The 16,298-nt window shown below is 31.4% G+C and carries 13 protein-coding genes; 2 read left to right on the top strand and 11 right to left on the bottom strand.

Annotated features, from left to right (window positions below):
• Positions 1–27: 27 nt before the first annotated feature.
• Entirely contained in the window at positions 28–1,500 is a 1,473-nt protein-coding gene (guaB, locus tag ACULEV_RS05395) for an IMP dehydrogenase (protein ID WP_445457649.1), read from the bottom strand.
• Positions 1,501–1,846: 346 nt separating this feature from the next.
• Between guaB and ACULEV_RS05390 the strand changes: the two genes are divergently transcribed.
• Both ACULEV_RS05390 and ACULEV_RS05385 read left to right on the top strand, forming a co-directional pair.
• Complete coding sequence (locus tag ACULEV_RS05390) at positions 1,847–3,355, top strand: sulfatase-like hydrolase/transferase (protein WP_445457648.1); 1,509 nt, start codon at positions 1,847–1,849, stop codon at positions 3,353–3,355.
• Positions 3,356–3,451: 96 nt separating this feature from the next.
• Entirely contained in the window at positions 3,452–4,543 is a 1,092-nt protein-coding gene (locus tag ACULEV_RS05385) for a hypothetical protein (RefSeq protein ID WP_445457647.1), read from the top strand.
• 568 nt (positions 4,544–5,111) lie between these two features.
• On the opposite strand, the gene ACULEV_RS05380 is transcribed toward ACULEV_RS05385, so the two are convergent.
• The 10 genes from ACULEV_RS05380 to ACULEV_RS05335 all read right to left on the bottom strand — a co-directional run bounded on the left by ACULEV_RS05380 (position 5,112) and on the right by ACULEV_RS05335 (position 16,290).
• Positions 5,112–5,522 (bottom strand): DUF4259 domain-containing protein, encoded by a 411-nt coding sequence (locus tag ACULEV_RS05380; RefSeq protein WP_445457646.1) that lies wholly within the window; start codon positions 5,520–5,522, stop codon positions 5,112–5,114.
• A 208-nt stretch (positions 5,523–5,730) separates the two neighbouring features.
• Positions 5,731–6,711, bottom strand: a complete 981-nt coding sequence (locus ACULEV_RS05375) for a phospholipase D-like domain-containing protein (RefSeq protein WP_445457645.1) — start codon at positions 6,709–6,711, stop codon at positions 5,731–5,733.
• A 658-nt stretch (positions 6,712–7,369) separates the two neighbouring features.
• Positions 7,370–7,924, bottom strand: a complete 555-nt coding sequence (locus ACULEV_RS05370; RefSeq protein WP_445457644.1) for a DUF7010 family protein — start codon at positions 7,922–7,924, stop codon at positions 7,370–7,372.
• Positions 7,925–8,078: 154 nt separating this feature from the next.
• Positions 8,079–8,726: an SGNH/GDSL hydrolase family protein gene (locus ACULEV_RS05365; protein WP_445457643.1), complete on the bottom strand. Its 648-nt coding sequence runs from the start codon at positions 8,724–8,726 to the stop codon at positions 8,079–8,081.
• Between the two features lie 3 nt (positions 8,727–8,729).
• Positions 8,730–11,162 (bottom strand): TonB-dependent receptor domain-containing protein, encoded by a 2,433-nt coding sequence (locus ACULEV_RS05360; protein ID WP_445457642.1) that lies wholly within the window; start codon positions 11,160–11,162, stop codon positions 8,730–8,732.
• Entirely contained in the window at positions 11,143–12,432 is a 1,290-nt protein-coding gene (locus tag ACULEV_RS05355; RefSeq protein ID WP_445457641.1) for an HTTM domain-containing protein, read from the bottom strand. Before ACULEV_RS05355 ends, ACULEV_RS05360 begins: the two co-directional genes overlap by 20 nt.
• Before the next feature lie 89 nt (positions 12,433–12,521).
• Positions 12,522–13,634 (bottom strand): imelysin family protein, encoded by a 1,113-nt coding sequence (locus ACULEV_RS05350; RefSeq protein WP_445457640.1) that lies wholly within the window; start codon positions 13,632–13,634, stop codon positions 12,522–12,524.
• 64 nt (positions 13,635–13,698) lie between these two features.
• The gene (locus ACULEV_RS05345; RefSeq protein WP_445457639.1) at positions 13,699–14,904 is read right to left on the bottom strand and encodes a DUF4856 domain-containing protein; all 1,206 of its coding nucleotides are present in this window, start codon (positions 14,902–14,904) and stop codon (positions 13,699–13,701) included.
• Between the two features lie 135 nt (positions 14,905–15,039).
• Complete coding sequence (locus ACULEV_RS05340; RefSeq protein WP_445457638.1) at positions 15,040–15,414, bottom strand: hypothetical protein; 375 nt, start codon at positions 15,412–15,414, stop codon at positions 15,040–15,042.
• Positions 15,415–15,426: 12 nt separating this feature from the next.
• Positions 15,427–16,290: a hydroxymethylglutaryl-CoA lyase gene (locus ACULEV_RS05335; RefSeq protein WP_445457637.1), complete on the bottom strand. Its 864-nt coding sequence runs from the start codon at positions 16,288–16,290 to the stop codon at positions 15,427–15,429.
• Positions 16,291–16,298 lie beyond the last annotated feature (8 nt).

Here is a 16,298-nt window from a genome sequence, read left to right as displayed (position 1 = left end):
AGAACTGGTTATTATATTTTGTATTTACTAACGAGAGTAATTAGGAGCTTCCTTAGTAATTGTTACATTATGAGGATGACTTTCCCCTATTCCACTAGTTGTAATGCGAACAAAACGACCTGTTTCTTGTAAAGTTGCTACATCTTTAGCACCACAATAACCCATTCCTGCTCTTAAACCTCCAATGAATTGTTGCATGCTTTCATTTAATTCTCCTTTATAAGGCACACGACCCACAATTCCTTCTGGAACTAGTTTCTTAACATCGTCTTCTACATCTTGGAAATATCTATCTTTTGAACCTTCTTGCATCGCTTCTACAGACCCCATACCTCTATAAGATTTGAATTTTCTACCTTCAAAAATGATAGTTTCACCTGGTGATTCTTTTGTTCCTGCTAATAAAGAGCCTAACATTACACAATCTGCTCCAGCAGCAATAGCTTTTGGAATATCTCCTGTATAACGAATTCCTCCATCAGCAATTACTGGAACGCCACTCCCTTTTATAGCTGCAGCTACTTCTAGAACCGCAGAAAATTGGGGAAAACCAACACCAGCAACTACACGAGTTGTACAAATTGAACCTGGTCCTATTCCTACTTTTACACCATCTGCTCCATTGTCTACTAAATACTGAGCCGCTTCTGGAGTAGCAATGTTTCCAACTACTACATCTAATTCTGGAAAAGCTGCTTTTACTTGTTTCAAAACATCTACCACACCTTTTGTATGACCATGAGCTGTATCAATAATGACAGCATCTACACCCGCATTTACAAGTGCACTAGCTCTTTGAACTGCATCTGCTGTTACACCAAGTGCTGCAGCAACACGCAAACGACCATAAATATCTTTATTTGCATTTGGTTTTTGAGTCAGTTTTGTAATATCTCTAAAAGTAATTAGACCTGCTAATTTATTTCCTTCAGAAACCACTAATAATTTTTCAATTTTATGATCTTGCAATATTTCTTCTGCTTGTTGTAATGTAGTTCCTACTTTGGCAGTAACCAAATTTTGAGAAGTCATTACTTCTGTAATTGGTCTTTCGTTTTTCTTTTCAAAGCGTAAATCACGATTGGTTACAATTCCTTTTAATGTCATGGTATCGTCTACGACAGGAATTCCACCTATACCATGTTCTTTCATGGCTCTTTTTGCATCACCTACAGTTGCCGTTAAAGGTAAAGTTACAGGATCGATTATCATACCCGATTCGGCACGTTTTACTTTACGCACTTCTGCTGCTTGTTGCTCAATCGTCATATTTTTGTGTAATACTCCTATTCCTCCTTCTTGAGCCATAGCAATTGCCATAGCACTTTCGGTAACGGTATCCATTGCAGCGGAAACAATAGGAACATTAAGCGTAATATTTCTTGAAAATTTGGTTTGAATACTTACTTCGCGTGGAAGTACTTGAGAATAATTTGGAATTAGTAGGACATCATCGTATGTAAGACCTTCTCCGATGATTTTAGTAGAGTGTGCTTTCATCTTGCAATTTGTAGTTAAATTGCAAGCAAATGTAAGGAAAATTTAGAAGTAGAGAGGAGAAATTTGAAGTTTTTTTGTTTTTTAAACTATGTACTACTCTATTCTAAAAATACATTTTCATTATTTCAGCTATTGAAACTTTAAAACGCTGCAGTAAAAAACAAAAAACAGGTATTTCTACGCTATTATAACAATTCATTTTTTTAGACATTAGCAATTATAAAAAAAATATTTACAACACTACTGAAATAATCTTCTGGAACCAATGCATAAAAAACGCAGGAAAAATGGATTATGAATGTGAAAGGTTATACATTTTGGCACAAACATTTAATAAACAAACAATATGGATTTTAAACAAAAATTGAAACAAGTTGGTGAAAAACCAGACCTAATTCTTATCATTACAGATGAGCAAAGAGCTACACAACATTTTCCTCCAGGATGGGAAGAAAAAAATCTTAAAACACTAACCTTTCTTAAGCAAAACGGGTTTAGTTTTGACAGAGCATTTTGTAATACTTGCATGTGTTCTCCTAGTCGTACTACATTATTTACTGGAATTTACCCTGCAAAACATGGTGTGAGCCAAACTCTTACTGAAGGTGGTTTATTATCTCCACAAGAGCCTACATTAGATACTTCTTTGCCCAATATGATGAACACCCTTTGGGCAGATGGCTATGATGTACAATATCGTGGTAAATGGCACATGAGCAAAGGAGTTGCTCCAAATGGTACAAAAACCAATTATGAAGACCTTACCGCTGAAGACATTTCTCTATACGGTGCCATGGGTTGGGTAGCTCCAGATGCAGGAGAAGATGTTAATCCGTTAAATTTTGGTGGTGGATTTGCTAATCATGATGCTAAATATACCGCACAAGCAATTGCTTATTTAAAAGAAGTAAAAGAGAGACGAAAAAATGGAAATCATCGTCCTTATTTATTAATTCTTTCTCTGGTAAATCCGCATGATGTTTTGGCTTATCCTAAAACGGCTGGTACTTCTGGTTATTATCCTGAAAGTTGGTTAAATAGAGAAGTTGGACTTCCTGATACCGTAGACGAAAAGTTGCTTCTTAATAAAAAACCTATGGTTCAGGAACAAATTAAACTGAATATGGCTGTTAGTCTTGGGGAAATTAATTCTACAGAAGATAAACTCAATTACATCAATTTTTATGCTTCTCTTTTAACCAAAGTGGATAAAGAAATAGGCTATTTTGTTGATGAATTATACAAAGAAGATGCAGAAGGAAAGAAATTAGCCGATACAGCCATTGTAACTTTCACCTCTGATCATGGAGAAATGGGATTGGCTCATGGTGGCTTACGCCAAAAAACGTTTGTGACTTATGAAGAAGCTTTACGCGTTCCTCTTGTTATGTCTAACCCTATTTTGTTTGATACTCCTGAGAAGCAAAATTCTATGAAATTGGCTACGCTGGTCGATATTATGCCTACTTTCATGGAACTAGCTAATGTTTCCAATCCACCAACAGGTTTAGCTGGAACGAGTTTGCTTCCAATTATTGAAGAAGGAAAAGCAGTACAAGAAAGTATGTTATTTACTTATGATGATATAAAAGCTGGGTCAAACAGTAATTGGAACATTGTTAAAGCAGCTAACCGCATTCGATGTATTAGAACCGAAAAATGGAAATATGCTTATTATTTTGATGCTTTTAATGCTTATTTTCAGCAATATGAATTGTATGATTTAGTAAATGATCCTTCTGAATATACTAATCTTGCTTATGATCCTGCCTATGATGAGATTAAGCAAGAATTAGCGGCTCAGTTACATCAGCTTGAAATTGAAAAATTAAGAGTTAATACTCCTTCTTCTTAGCGTATATTTTTAAGCTATAACTAACTACTGAGGGTTTTGGAACTCTATATTCCTTAATCCTCAGTTATTTTATTCATCATTAATAAAACAAATAGTATGTCACAAATAAAAAGTAATACCGTAGAAGAAGTTACCTATATGCCTTTTAACTATCCTTCATTGGGTTTAACCCAAAGATATACCATTATTGAAGGAATCAGAGGTGTTTCTGGGTCAGAAGATGAAGTGTATGTATCTGGTGCATTAGTAAGTAACGATTTACCTCAGCAATTACAAACAGAAGTGAAAGATGTGTGGCAAGGGTTGCTTTATAAAGGCAAACTTGAAGATGCTCATAAAATAGAAAATTGGCACATCCTAAATTATAAATTAGAAGAAGGTGATGATGCTATTGTTTATAATACTTCTTGTTATGGACCCAACAATGGAGAAAATGGCAATATAGAAGTGGTAGGTGCTTACATTAAAAGTTCTAGTCCAAAAACTAATCTTGGTTTTTATTATACTGGTCCTATTGATGGCAGTGGTACATGGACAACGGTAACGCCTAACAATGGAAATAATAGCAATGTATTTATGCATAGTGTTATGGGCGGACTTGCAGTGGGCAATTACCAATCGAATGATGCGGATGAAAATACAGTCAATGCCAATGCGTTTGTGTATGATACCCAAACAAAAGAATATATTGCTTTTAGTATTGATGACTTAAATGCACCTACTTTATATGGAATTTGGCATAATGGTGGTAATAGTTATACTATGGCTGGTGGTAATTCTACTCGCAAAATTGGAGATAAAGTTTCTCAGGCTTTTTTAGTAGATTATGATAAAGAAACGAAGGTGTTTAGTAATATCCAATTCTTTAGCTATCACAATGAAACTACTCCTACTGTAGATACACATTTTGAAGGTATTACTTTAAATGACACTAATGACGGATACAATATGCCTTGCGATTGGTTAAAAGGTGTTACAGAAGGAGCCTCTTTTGTTACAGTGAAACGCAATGAGGATGGTACTTTCGGTCAAGCCCAATGGAAAGATATTGCCTATCCAGGTGATAGTGTTAAAATAACCAGTGCCAATACGGTTTACCAAAATAATATACTTGGCATTTATGTTTCAGCAGAACTCAGTAATAAAGAAGTAGTGACTGCTTCCTATTGTGCAACTATTTTGGAATAAAAAGCGGTATTGTTCTCTATTTTTACTGAAATTGGGAATTTTTAAACAGGAAAGAGGCTATCTAAACGCAATATTTTGGGTAGCCTCTTTTGTGGTTTCCATTTTTTCTTATTGAAAACCTCCGTTATGTAACTAGAATAGTATTGTAACTTGCTGTTTCCATTTTAAATTGAATCATTTCTAAGCATTTCAATCGATTAAAAGGGCTAAAAACCTAAAATTTTAGGTTCCTGAGGTAAAATTTTAAGTCTACTAACCTAAAATTTTAAGTCCCAAGGGTAAATTTTTACGTCTACCAACCTAAATTTTTATGTCTCAAAGGTAAAATTTTATGTCTACCAACATAAAATTTTGGGTCTCTGGGATAAAATTTTGAGTTCCTGACTTAAAATTTTAGGTTATAGCGATAAAATGCTTCTGTTTTTATTTCCTTAAAACAAGAGAAGAGCGTCTCTTTTGTAAAAACCTCTCTTAAATAGCTTTAAAAAGAGGTTGGGTTTTGTTTTTTTGAAAGTGATTTTTGAGAATTGGGAGTTGTGTAACAGATACTCCTTGCTGGCGGTAGGTTTTATTTCAATCGCTCTATCAATTCTTCTATATTCCCTTTCCATTTTGGATAAAGTTCTTCATTGTCTGTCCAAAGTTCATTTAATTCAGAACTGTCACTGATAACCATTTCCAATGCCTTTACAGCATTTGACTTTAAATCCGTTAAGTCTAGATGTTGATTTTTTTCTACAAACTGGAAGAAATTTTCATCTTCTGCGTCCACTCTCGGTTTTGTTCCATTAAGAATGCTGTCAATATATGATGCTGAAACTGTTACAGCGTGACAGTCATCATATCCCAAATAATCAGCATTAATTGCCGTTTCAAAAGCGCTTTTGAAAATTTCTTTTGGATTGTCAGAATTGTCAATTTCATCAACATAATCATATGCTGTGTCATCGTCAAATATCCCGTGTCCCCATGCTCCCATAAATTTGTGTTTTTAAATTATTATTTGTTTTTTGTCAGATTCCGTTCGGTATAAACTTACCGCTAACGTCTTGGCACTACAGCGGGTTTGGGACTAAATTAAGCCCTATTTTCGGATTTGCCAAATCATCCCAAATACAAAACCATCTTTCCATTAAGCCAAATGCCCAAATCCGTTGTAGTGGCTGTTGTGCGTCGTTCTTCTTTCTTCATTGGAATTTCTTTATATCTGTTTTCATAACTTTTGTTCGTCCGTAACCATTTAATTCTAGGCAATGAACAGTCATAATTCCTGTTTGGTCAATAGTAATTGTATGTTCAATTTTCGGCGTGCCTGCTAGTGCAATTTTTAGGTTGTCCAAAGTAAACTGAAGAATGTTTTGATGGATATAATCATATTTTTGAATTGTAACTTGTAATGATGTCGCATTACTTACTGGTGTTGTCCCATTTATTTTTACCGTTATAGGCAAAGGAGCAAATGCAGGAATTACCATTGAATAACCATTCTTAAAATGTATTCCAATTTCAAAAGGACAAGTTTCAAATCTTTGGTTGTTTATTTTTTGTACAATAGTAGTTCTTGCCTTTTGTATTTCAGGTTGCTTGTTATTTAGTCTTAATAGTTCAGTATAGATTTTAGCAACAGCCAAATCGTTGCCCTGTTGTTCTTCTTTTTTAGCTTGTAAGATGTAGTCTGTCGTTAGATACTCATTTGAATTAATACCAAAGTCCATTTTTTGTTTTGCAGAAATATTGTCAACTTGTTCGTGACTTTGTATTACCTTTTCAAATTCTTCAATATATGCTTTTACGATTTCACTATCATTTAAAACTACAATATTCTCCCAATTTCTATTTTCTGCGTAATATGTCCAATTGTATGAACCTGTTATAACTGTCTTGTCGTCTATAATGCAAAATTTATGATGCACCATATTTTGAGTGCCTGAATAATAAAAACAGCCTTTTTTATTTATAAGTTCTTGAAAGTTTACACCTTCTCTTTTGTTATTTATTCTGTCATTTAATACAATTAAAGAAACTTTAAATTCTGGATTGTCAATTTTTTTTATAATTGCGTTAAATAAGTCGTGGTTAGTAAACCAAGTAACCGCAATTTTTAAACTGTCTTTCGCTTCGTTAATCTGTGCAATAAGTTCGTCTTGTATGTTTGTGAAAAGTTGCATTTTCGATATTTCTTTCTCCGTTTATATTTAAAAGTCTTTAGTCAGTAGTGTTTTTTATAGAATGACACACAACTAGTATATATCCGCTACTTTATAGCGCATATACAACCATTTGTATATGGCTATGCGATATTTATTTAATTTTATTCCTACAAACCTAAACTATTCTTTTCAACTCTACAATACGTATTTATACGTATTTTTCATGCTTTTTTATCCGTATTTATACTTACTTAAGGTAAAATAGGGTTCAAAAAGTGTTTTACAAGATGTGTTTTGTTTGTTTTCTTTTTGTAAAAATAGAATGCTTTTTTGGGTTTATTTTACGGGTTTCCGTAAAGGGTATTTTTTTTGTAAACAACAAAAGAAACTGTCCAAAAAGTATTTTTTGTCAATATGTTCACCTAGGTGAATAAGATTCTAAATCATATAAGATTCTGAAATAAATTCAGAATGACAAGAATATACTTTTTGACAGCTTCTATTTTTTATTTTAATTGTAAACACGGAAGGGATTTCCGTGTTATCATTGTGGTGATAAAGCTAGATTGTTTGCTTTCTTACAGGTTTTGATACTCATTCCTTTGAGTGAAGATTCAATCAGCTGAGCTATTGAGATTTTTTTTGCATTTTACCTTTTTTATCAAAAAGTAACTAACTATTGTTTTGCTATTTTTAATTTATCATTTTTGTAAATAACATAAATAACGATACCAAATAGGGTTTCTATTAAACCTCCTGTTAATGCAGAAATAAAGGCTTCAGCTTCTATTTTGAATAAAATGTATGCTGCTAATCCTAAAATGCTTCCTAAAATCCAATACATACGCAACCCATAAATACTTGCAAAAGTTAGATATCTTCCAGCAATTATCAGTAACATACCTTGGAAAAACCATTCTACATGTACTAAAGACAAACCATAAGCTAACGGAATGCACATAATCATCCAAATTGTTCCTTCCATTGCTAGTTTTCCTAGAGGATTACTTTTATTATGTCCTCCTTTAATGCCTATAAGTTTTCCGAGTAAAGTAGCCAATGGAAATATCAACATTCCTCCAATTATTAAAGTCCATATACCTTTTTGAGGAGAATAATAATTCACCATCAAACTAGCCGTTATCCAAACTATTCCAGAAATAAAAACACCTATTGAACCATGACCATAGCCAGTTCTCATATCACTTTGGGCTTCTTGTAAATTATTCATATTTAATTTTAATTGGGAATTATTTGTTTTCTGTTTATATATTCCTACAAACCTAAACTATTCTTTTCAACCTTGCAATATGAATTTACAGCTATTTTTTTAATTTATTTAATGACAGAAAATCCCTTAAAAGTAATTTAAGAAAATATAGCGTTTATTTTTTTTGTTCAGAAAATAGATGCTCTACAATTACTTTTGAGGCTACTTTACTTCCTTCTAATGAAGGATGAAATGCATCTGCACTAAAGTATTTAAAACTGTTAGTCTTATCTATATATTCTTTCCAAACCTCTCCTACAGGAAGTAAGATGGCATTATTCATGGTTGCAGCATCTTTGTAATTTTGGATTACCTTTTCAAAAGTTTGATAATTATGTATAGAGGGCCAAACCATAAAATAACAGAGTTTAGCATTATTTAACTCACATAATGTACTGTATTTCTTTCCATATTCAATTAGCATTTTTCTACCCTCATTTTGAGATGAAGGACCTTGTTGAATAATTACAAAATCATACTTTTTGGTAGCAATTCGTTTTTGTACGGTTCCTTCATTCCAATGATCTTCTATGGCATAATTAGGAAAAGCAAGCATTTCTACATTAACTTTTATCCCTTTTTGTTTGGCTTCATTCTTTACAAGCTTTGGTAGATTGTTGGTATAAGTAAGGCTATTCCCAATAAATAAAATAGTATATTTTGGTTTTATTTCAACTGTATTAAACCTATTCTGATTAAATGGGTTAAAATAAAATACTAGTAAAAGTGTAAAAAGTGTATTCAGCTTATACATGTTATACATAGTTTAAAATTTAAACTCAATGGTTGCATAAAAAACTCTTGGTTCTGATGGAATAATTCCTGGTCCTGGATAACCTGTTGCTCTTCTAGTAAAGTACCAATTGTTCAATACATTATTTATTCCTGCTTCCAATTTTAAATGTTTCCATTTATAAGAAGTAGAAAAATCTAATACATGATAAGCTGGTATTTCTCCAAAAATTCCATAAGTATCATCATTTTGTTCTGTTTTATTATTCAGTGCATCTGTAAATTGTGAGGAAACATAAGTAAATTGCAAACTAGTTAAGAAATTTTTGTATCCTAATCCTGTTCCTATTTTCACATTATAATTGGGTACAAATTCTACTTTATTCCCTTCTATCGCATTTACTTCTGATTTTAAATATTCAGAATCTGTAATGGCTATATTTGAAAAAGTGCTCCAAATGAAATTTTCATTATCTCTGAAGAATGTTTTTGCAATATTCCAATCTATTAAAGATTCAAAACCATAGGTTAAAGCGGTTCCAATATTGTTGCGAAAACGAACAGGCATGGCTTGTGTAGGACTTAAAATAAAAGATTCTCCTATTTTATCATTGTAATATAAAGCATAAACACTTGCATCAAATGAGACAAAATCTAACATTTTTCCTCTTATACCAATATCTGAAGTATACCCTTTTTCGTCGGTTATATCTGCACTAATTTCAAAATTTGGAGCTGCTGTTCTAATATCATTAAAAGTTACCGAACGATAATTTTGGGACACATTACCATATAATTCAAGTCCGTTTTTCATTTTGTAACTTAATCCTATACCAAAAAGAAAAAAATCTCTTTCTTTAATATTCTCTTCATTTATAGTTTGATCGAATAAAACATTTCCTGCTAAATCAGTATTAATTCTTCTGTAAAAACCATTGGCTTGAGTTTTAATGTTTTCATAACGAAAACCCGGAGTGACAGAAAAAGATTCTGAAAGTTTAACTATATTCTCTCCAAAAATGGAAAAGTTTAAATTAGGATAGGAATAATCAGATTGACTTCTATAATTAGGAAATTCGTCTGTAGCGAGATTAAAATTAGCATCACTTCCTGAACTTCCTGGACCTTGAACACCTGAATTCTCAGCTTGGTAATATTTGGCTCCAATTAAAAATGCGTTACTATTTCCTAATAAATCATATTTTTTCAAATAACGTGCTTCTGCTCCCCAATTTACAAAGTCTCCTAAAATTAAATCACGCTCTGTTCCTGGTGTATCTGGATTTGCAACTCTATTTGATCGATATCCTAAAGCTTTTCTTGAAGCGTTTAAGCCAAACAATTGTAAGGAAAAATCAGCATTATGCTCAAAATGATGTTTAAAACGTAACGCAAAAAGATTCCAATTTACATCAAACCAATTTCTAGCACGATTACTTTGTTTTGGGTCTTCTGCAAACATTACATCTGTCAATCCTCCTGGTTGTTGAGCTAAATAATCAAAATAAGTATAATCAAAATGCAAAGATGTATTTTGGGAAAACTGATAATTTAAGTTAGCAAAGAAGGACTTTGAATCAAACTTAGAATTAGGTCTAAAGCCATCTCCTTTTTTATAATTATAAAAGGAATAATAACTAAATTTTCCTTTGGTTCCACTTAAACTTGTAAAATTGGTAAACAAATTATAGGAACCAACTGTACTTCTTGTTACTATTTCAATAGGTTGTAAACTTGGTTTTTTGATTTTAAAATTCACCATTCCTCCAAACTGTGTCCCATATTGTAAAGAAGCCGCACCTCTTACTATTTGTATAGCTTCTAATGCTTCTGTAGGTGTTGCATAATAACTTTCAGGATATCCTAAAACATCTGCGCTTATATCATAATCATTTTGACGTGTATTAAAATTAGAGGTTCTATTTGGGTTTAACCCTCTTCCTCCTATTGATAATTGCAAACCGCCATCATTACTTTCGTTAATGGTTAATCCAACGACTTGCGCATACACCTGACGAGGATTATTTGTAGCTTTATTAGCCGTAATTTTATCTAATGAAATTACTTCTGTTTTCTTACCTGCATAAATAGCAGTTTCTTCTATGTCTTTCAGTTTATTTAAAGCAAACTGTTTCTCTTTTTCTTTAATAATAACTACTTCTGAGAGAGAAGTGGCTAACTCTTCTAATGTTATTTCTAAATCTTGAAAGGTTTCATTAATTATGACTTCTCTAATTTTATAACCTTGTAAGAAAAAAACAATGGGATTTTCACCTTTTGCCAATGAGGTTATTACAAACTCTCCATTAGCATTACTAAAATAATTTTGATAAGTAGCTTTATTATATATTTCTACATTTTCAAGTCCTTTTTGGTTGGTATCTTTAATTATTCCTTTAACGCTTTTTTGAGCCAAAGTACTAATTGAAAAAAGTAATATAAGTATACTAAAAACCTTTGATGTCATCGTTAAATGGTAAAATCCACGTTTTGTGTTGGAATGATTCATATTCTTTTGCTAAATCTATTTTGGGATCAATATATCGTTTGCTTAATCTTCCGTTTAATGCAACATAACTATCAACGTTTATAATTGGATCATTTACTCCAATTTTTCTATAATGATTATGAAGAAAATGTGCATATTGTAGGATAAAATCGGGTTGAAAAGCCATTTGTTTTTCCTGAAAAGCTGTTAAAAAAAGACTATTATCTACAAATCTTTTTTTCTTAGTTTCTGCATCAATAACATAAAATTGGGTGTAACCTGCTTTTTCCATTAGCATAACTCTCCATGAGAATCGATAGCCTTCTTCTGTCCAAAATAATTCATCTGGATATAATGCATATCGAAATGGAAAAGCTAATTGAAATACCATAAACAAGGCTAAAAAGGCAATTTTTGCTTTTGTAAATGTTGTATTTTGCTTTTGGTTAAAAGTTTGGCTACTATAAAATGATAAGCTGTCAATTTTTACTATTTTCAAGATGAAATCCATACATTTTTTATGAAAACTTGCATCAAAAAACAGTAAAGTACTAATTATCATTACGTAAGGAAATACGCCTATTGGGAATAATATTTTGGTTATAACATGAAATAATACAACTAGAAGAAAGGCAAAATTTCTTGTTTTTTTATTGTATAATAGGAATGGGATGCTCAAATCGTATATAGCACCTATCCAACTGAAACCATATTGTATCCATGTTTCATGCAATAGGCTTCCTATTATTGGAACATTAGACTGGTTTGGTAGCCAAATTTTTAATGGCATAGCATCTATAAGCCAATCTGAATTTAGTTTTGCTAGTCCCGCATAAAAATAAACTATGGCTAGCATTAGTTTTAAAATATCAATTGTATAGCTTGGTACTTCTTGAGATCGTATTTTTTCGTTTTTATAGGCATCTACTGAGTGTGTAGCATTTGCTGGTAAAAAAATGAGAATGAAACTTATTACAGATATAAAATAATAATGGTTTAAATAAGTAGTTTTATCCATTAATTCTATATAGGTAAAACTTAAAAAGAAGCTTATTATTGCAAATTTATATTTGTAACCAATAGCTACAAATAAAGCTGATAATCCGCAGATGATAAATACTATGTATGTGTAGGTTCCTATTGGTTTTACCCACTCAAAACCATAATAAGTAAAGTGAAATTTTGGTTGGATATAAAATTTATCAACCCATCCATAACTTACAAATCTAATAATGCTAAATAGCATCATTAAACCAAACGCTAGCCTAAAAAAAGCTAGCGTTATGGACTGTGATTTTTTATTTAAATAGTTTTTAAACAATTTTAATAAGTGTGAGATTAATCTCCATCTGCATCTACATAATCAACTGTTATGTTTAATGCTTGCATCATATCTAGTTTAAAATATACAACGTTTTGTTGTAAGGCATCAAAACTACTTAACATTGCTGTGTTATTAGTGTTTACTTGATTTGCAAAACTATCGTTTAAAGTAGCATTTGTATCATTAATTGTTGAAAACTGATTATTGATAATATCGCTAAGATTTTGACCGTTTCTAACTGTATTTAAATAATCTAAATATGATTTTAAACTTATACCAATTATATTACTGTTGAAGTGTTTTCCATTAAAAAAATCTTGTGCTGCTTTTACAGATTCATTTAAAAGAATTTTTGAAATGTCTCCTTTATACAAACCTTCTACTTTTTCTGGATATACAGTTCCATTAGAATATACTCCAGCTGGAATACCTATTTTACCTGCTCTTATATCTTTTTCATAGTGTTTAACAAAATTGTTTACTGTTTTGTTTACTGAACTACTCACTGAATTTCCGTTACTATTAATAAAAGCATTTCTGTATGATGTATTCCAATCAGTAATTATTAAATCAATATTTGTTTTTAATTGACTTGATAAATCTGTTAAATATTGTTTGTATCCTGTAGCATTGGTATTTGACACATAGAAATCAATTATTTCTGTATCATTATTTGCCAAACCATTTATTAGGTAATCAATTGCAGGAAAGCCTTGTTTGTCATATTGAGATAACAAAGCAAAGTTATAACCACCGTTTGTAATATTTGACTCTATGCCAACTACATTAGTTGGATAAACATTGGTTGCACTATTTAAATTAATTTCTTCTGCCTTTCCAATATTAAATGCTCCTACATACTGATAAGCTTTATAGGCTTCTAACCATGATGTTCTTAATGCATCTAAATTAGTTTGATCAGGATTACTGGTAAAAGTTGTAGTATTGGTATGTAATGCATTTACTTTTGATTGGTAATCATTATATCTTGGAATAATTAAATTATCTGCCCAATTCATCAATAATTCTGTTCTGTTGTAATCATCACCACTATTATTACTATCATCTCCTCCAGAACAAGAAGCTAGAATAAATATGGGAATAATTAAAAAAATGATTTTCTTCATCATATAATTTTTTTGCAAAATTAATTTAAAATAGTTGCAATAACAATTTAGCTACTATTATTTTTTAGTTAACTGTTTCTGCTTGTGCAACAGTAAATCCAAAGCGAGTCGCTATTTCAATAGCAATGCTATCTAAATGAATGTTTAGGTAATCAACATCCCATAAACCATTTGTTCCGTCTGTTAATTCTGCTAATAAAGCATCAACTTCTGTTTTTGTGAAGTATGGTGCATTTGTTTCAGGATTATTAGTATAACGTAATGACATTATAAAACCATAAGCTTCAGAAATTGCATGAAAAGCTTTAGCACCATTGTCAGTAATTAATTTTGATTTTCCATTTTTTAAATAGTAAACAGCTCTTACAGCTGGAACTTTTGCTAAATTACTTTTTATAATTGCAATTTGCTCATCTCTTACAGTATAGTTGTTTGCTACAATAGCTGCTCTTCCTTTTCTAAATGCTACTTCAATGTTCTCTTTTATAGAACTAAAATCTGCATCAGCGTCTACTTGGTTAATATAACTATCCCAGTATTTTCCTCCACCTGCACCATAAATATAACCATAAGCTTCATCCCATTTATGCTCCATATTAGTATAGTTATATCCAGAAACTAATACTTTATTTGTATTGTCTTCTTTACTTGTAGATTCGTCTAAAACTGCACTACTTAAATAATTATTTACAATTTGGTCCATAAAGCATGCGCCCATCATACCTTTTAATAATACTTGTTGTGGTTCTAATCCATTAGCAGCAAAAAGACGTGTAGAAGATCCATCAACATAATAACCAGCAACATTTGCTGATGCAACAGCTCCTTGACTTGCAGCATTTGCATCATCGAATTGTGTTTCAAAATAACTTCTAACTTCAGCTTGTTCAACTATTGAACCTCCTCCGCCAAGATTTACAAAGTAATCTTTAGAAGCTGCCGTTTTATTTCTTAATTGTTTCCCTGATGCGTTTAATTCAGTTGTTGAGAAAGGGTTATTTGTATTAGCATACATATTATCTAATACGGTAACATCAACAATTGCACTTACTGCTGCTTGATCTTTAATGTAATTACCCATTTCTTGTAACATTAATAATCTGCTTGATTGACCTTCGAAATCTACTGTTGTAGTTCCATTTCTTTCAAATGTGTAAGTTTCAGGAACTATAAGTCCTGGTTCTTCAATAACAGTATCGTCATCTGAACATGAAGTAAATGTGAATAAAGCTAGTGAAAGTGATCCTAAAATGTACTTATTAAAACGCATTTTGTTGTTTATTTAGATTTATTTAAAATAATTTATGCTGCAAAAATATAAAGTAAAAAGTAATTTACAAACTTTATTTAGAATAAATTAAAATTACAATGCGTCGTAAAGACTAAATAACTTATTCTTAATTACTTAAAATAAATGCTTAATAAAACAAGCTAATGCACAAGAAAAAAAGACATACATTCCTACAAGACCTGAAAACATAGTCACTCCCATACTTGTTTTATCCTTGACCGCATTACCTAAAGCTTGAAACGAGACTAAATGAAGGGCAAAAAAAGTAAGTGTGTATATGCCTAAGGTTATCCAAAAAAAAGAGGTATAAAAAAGTAAAATGCCTAATGCTAGAGAACCAATCATGGGCATATAAAAAGAATAGTTCACAAATAAATCATTAGGACCTTTATATTTACAATAAAGTATAATAAAATAAAGAGTTATAAAAATAAATGAAAATAAAGGTATAAAAACAGTATACAAACCTAAATATTCTAAATACGGCATAAGATCAACCTTTTAATGGTAGTTATTAAAAATCTTTAGTGCTTCATTATAGGCACTTTCAAAACTAATTGCATGACAATTCGTTTCAACTTTATTAGCAGTGAAATAAGAAAGCATTTTCTCTGTTGGCATGTTTCCTGTTAAATCATCTTTTGCCATTGGGCAACCACCAAAGCCTTTTATAGCTCCGTCAAAACGATTACAACCTGCTTTGTATGCTGCATCAATTTTTTCAAACCAAGAATCTGGTGTAGTATGTAGGTGTGCTCCAAATTCTATTTTTGGGTATTTTACAATTAAATTTGAAAAAAGATAATCAATTACATCTGGTGTAGAGCTTCCAACTGTATCTGATAAAGATAAAATTTTAACACCCATTACTGCTAATTTTTCGGTCCACTCACCTACTATTTCTACATTCCAAGGATCTCCATAAGGGTTACCAAAACCCATAGAAATATAAGTAACTACCTCTTTATTAGTTTTATATGCTATTTCTAAGATTTCTTGTAAGGTTACTATCGATTCGGCAATAGTCTTGTGAGTATTTCGCATTTGAAAATTTTCAGAAATAGAAAAAGGAAACCCTAAATACTTTATTTCTGGATGAACGGCTGCTAATTCTGCTCCTTTAGTATTAGCTATAATAGCTAACAACTTACTTTTTGTTGTAGATAAATCCAATTGAGCCAAAACTTCAGCTGTATCTTGCATTTGAGGAATTGCTTTGGGAGAAACAAAACTTCCAAAATCAATAGTATCAAAACCTACTCTTAAAAGCGACTGAATATATTGCACTTTTTTTTGAGTAGGAATAAAATCTTTGATGCCTTGCATAGCATCTCTAGGACATTCTATAATTTTGACGTTTTTCATGAGTAGCC

It is taken from the genome of Flavobacterium sp. HNIBRBA15423 (assembly GCF_052655965.1).
The sequence above is the reverse complement of the archived record's forward strand: the minus strand, read 5'-3'. Positions and strand labels throughout refer to the sequence as shown.

Coding starts and splice junctions, on each gene's coding strand:
- guaB (WP_445457649.1), bottom strand. CDS start 1,500: ATGAAAGCACACTCTACTAAAATCATCGGAGAAGGTCTTACATACGAT.
- ACULEV_RS05390 (WP_445457648.1), top strand. CDS start 1,847: ATGGATTTTAAACAAAAATTGAAACAAGTTGGTGAAAAACCAGACCTA.
- ACULEV_RS05385 (WP_445457647.1), top strand. CDS start 3,452: ATGTCACAAATAAAAAGTAATACCGTAGAAGAAGTTACCTATATGCCT.
- ACULEV_RS05380 (WP_445457646.1), bottom strand. CDS start 5,522: ATGGGAGCATGGGGACACGGGATATTTGACGATGACACAGCATATGAT.
- ACULEV_RS05375 (WP_445457645.1), bottom strand. CDS start 6,711: ATGCAACTTTTCACAAACATACAAGACGAACTTATTGCACAGATTAAC.
- ACULEV_RS05370 (WP_445457644.1), bottom strand. CDS start 7,924: ATGAATAATTTACAAGAAGCCCAAAGTGATATGAGAACTGGCTATGGT.
- ACULEV_RS05365 (WP_445457643.1), bottom strand. CDS start 8,726: ATGTATAACATGTATAAGCTGAATACACTTTTTACACTTTTACTAGTA.
- ACULEV_RS05360 (WP_445457642.1), bottom strand. CDS start 11,162: ATGACATCAAAGGTTTTTAGTATACTTATATTACTTTTTTCAATTAGT.
- ACULEV_RS05355 (WP_445457641.1), bottom strand. CDS start 12,432: ATGATGCTATTTAGCATTATTAGATTTGTAAGTTATGGATGGGTTGAT.
- ACULEV_RS05350 (WP_445457640.1), bottom strand. CDS start 13,634: ATGAAGAAAATCATTTTTTTAATTATTCCCATATTTATTCTAGCTTCT.
- ACULEV_RS05345 (WP_445457639.1), bottom strand. CDS start 14,904: ATGCGTTTTAATAAGTACATTTTAGGATCACTTTCACTAGCTTTATTC.
- ACULEV_RS05340 (WP_445457638.1), bottom strand. CDS start 15,414: ATGCCGTATTTAGAATATTTAGGTTTGTATACTGTTTTTATACCTTTA.
- ACULEV_RS05335 (WP_445457637.1), bottom strand. CDS start 16,290: ATGAAAAACGTCAAAATTATAGAATGTCCTAGAGATGCTATGCAAGGC.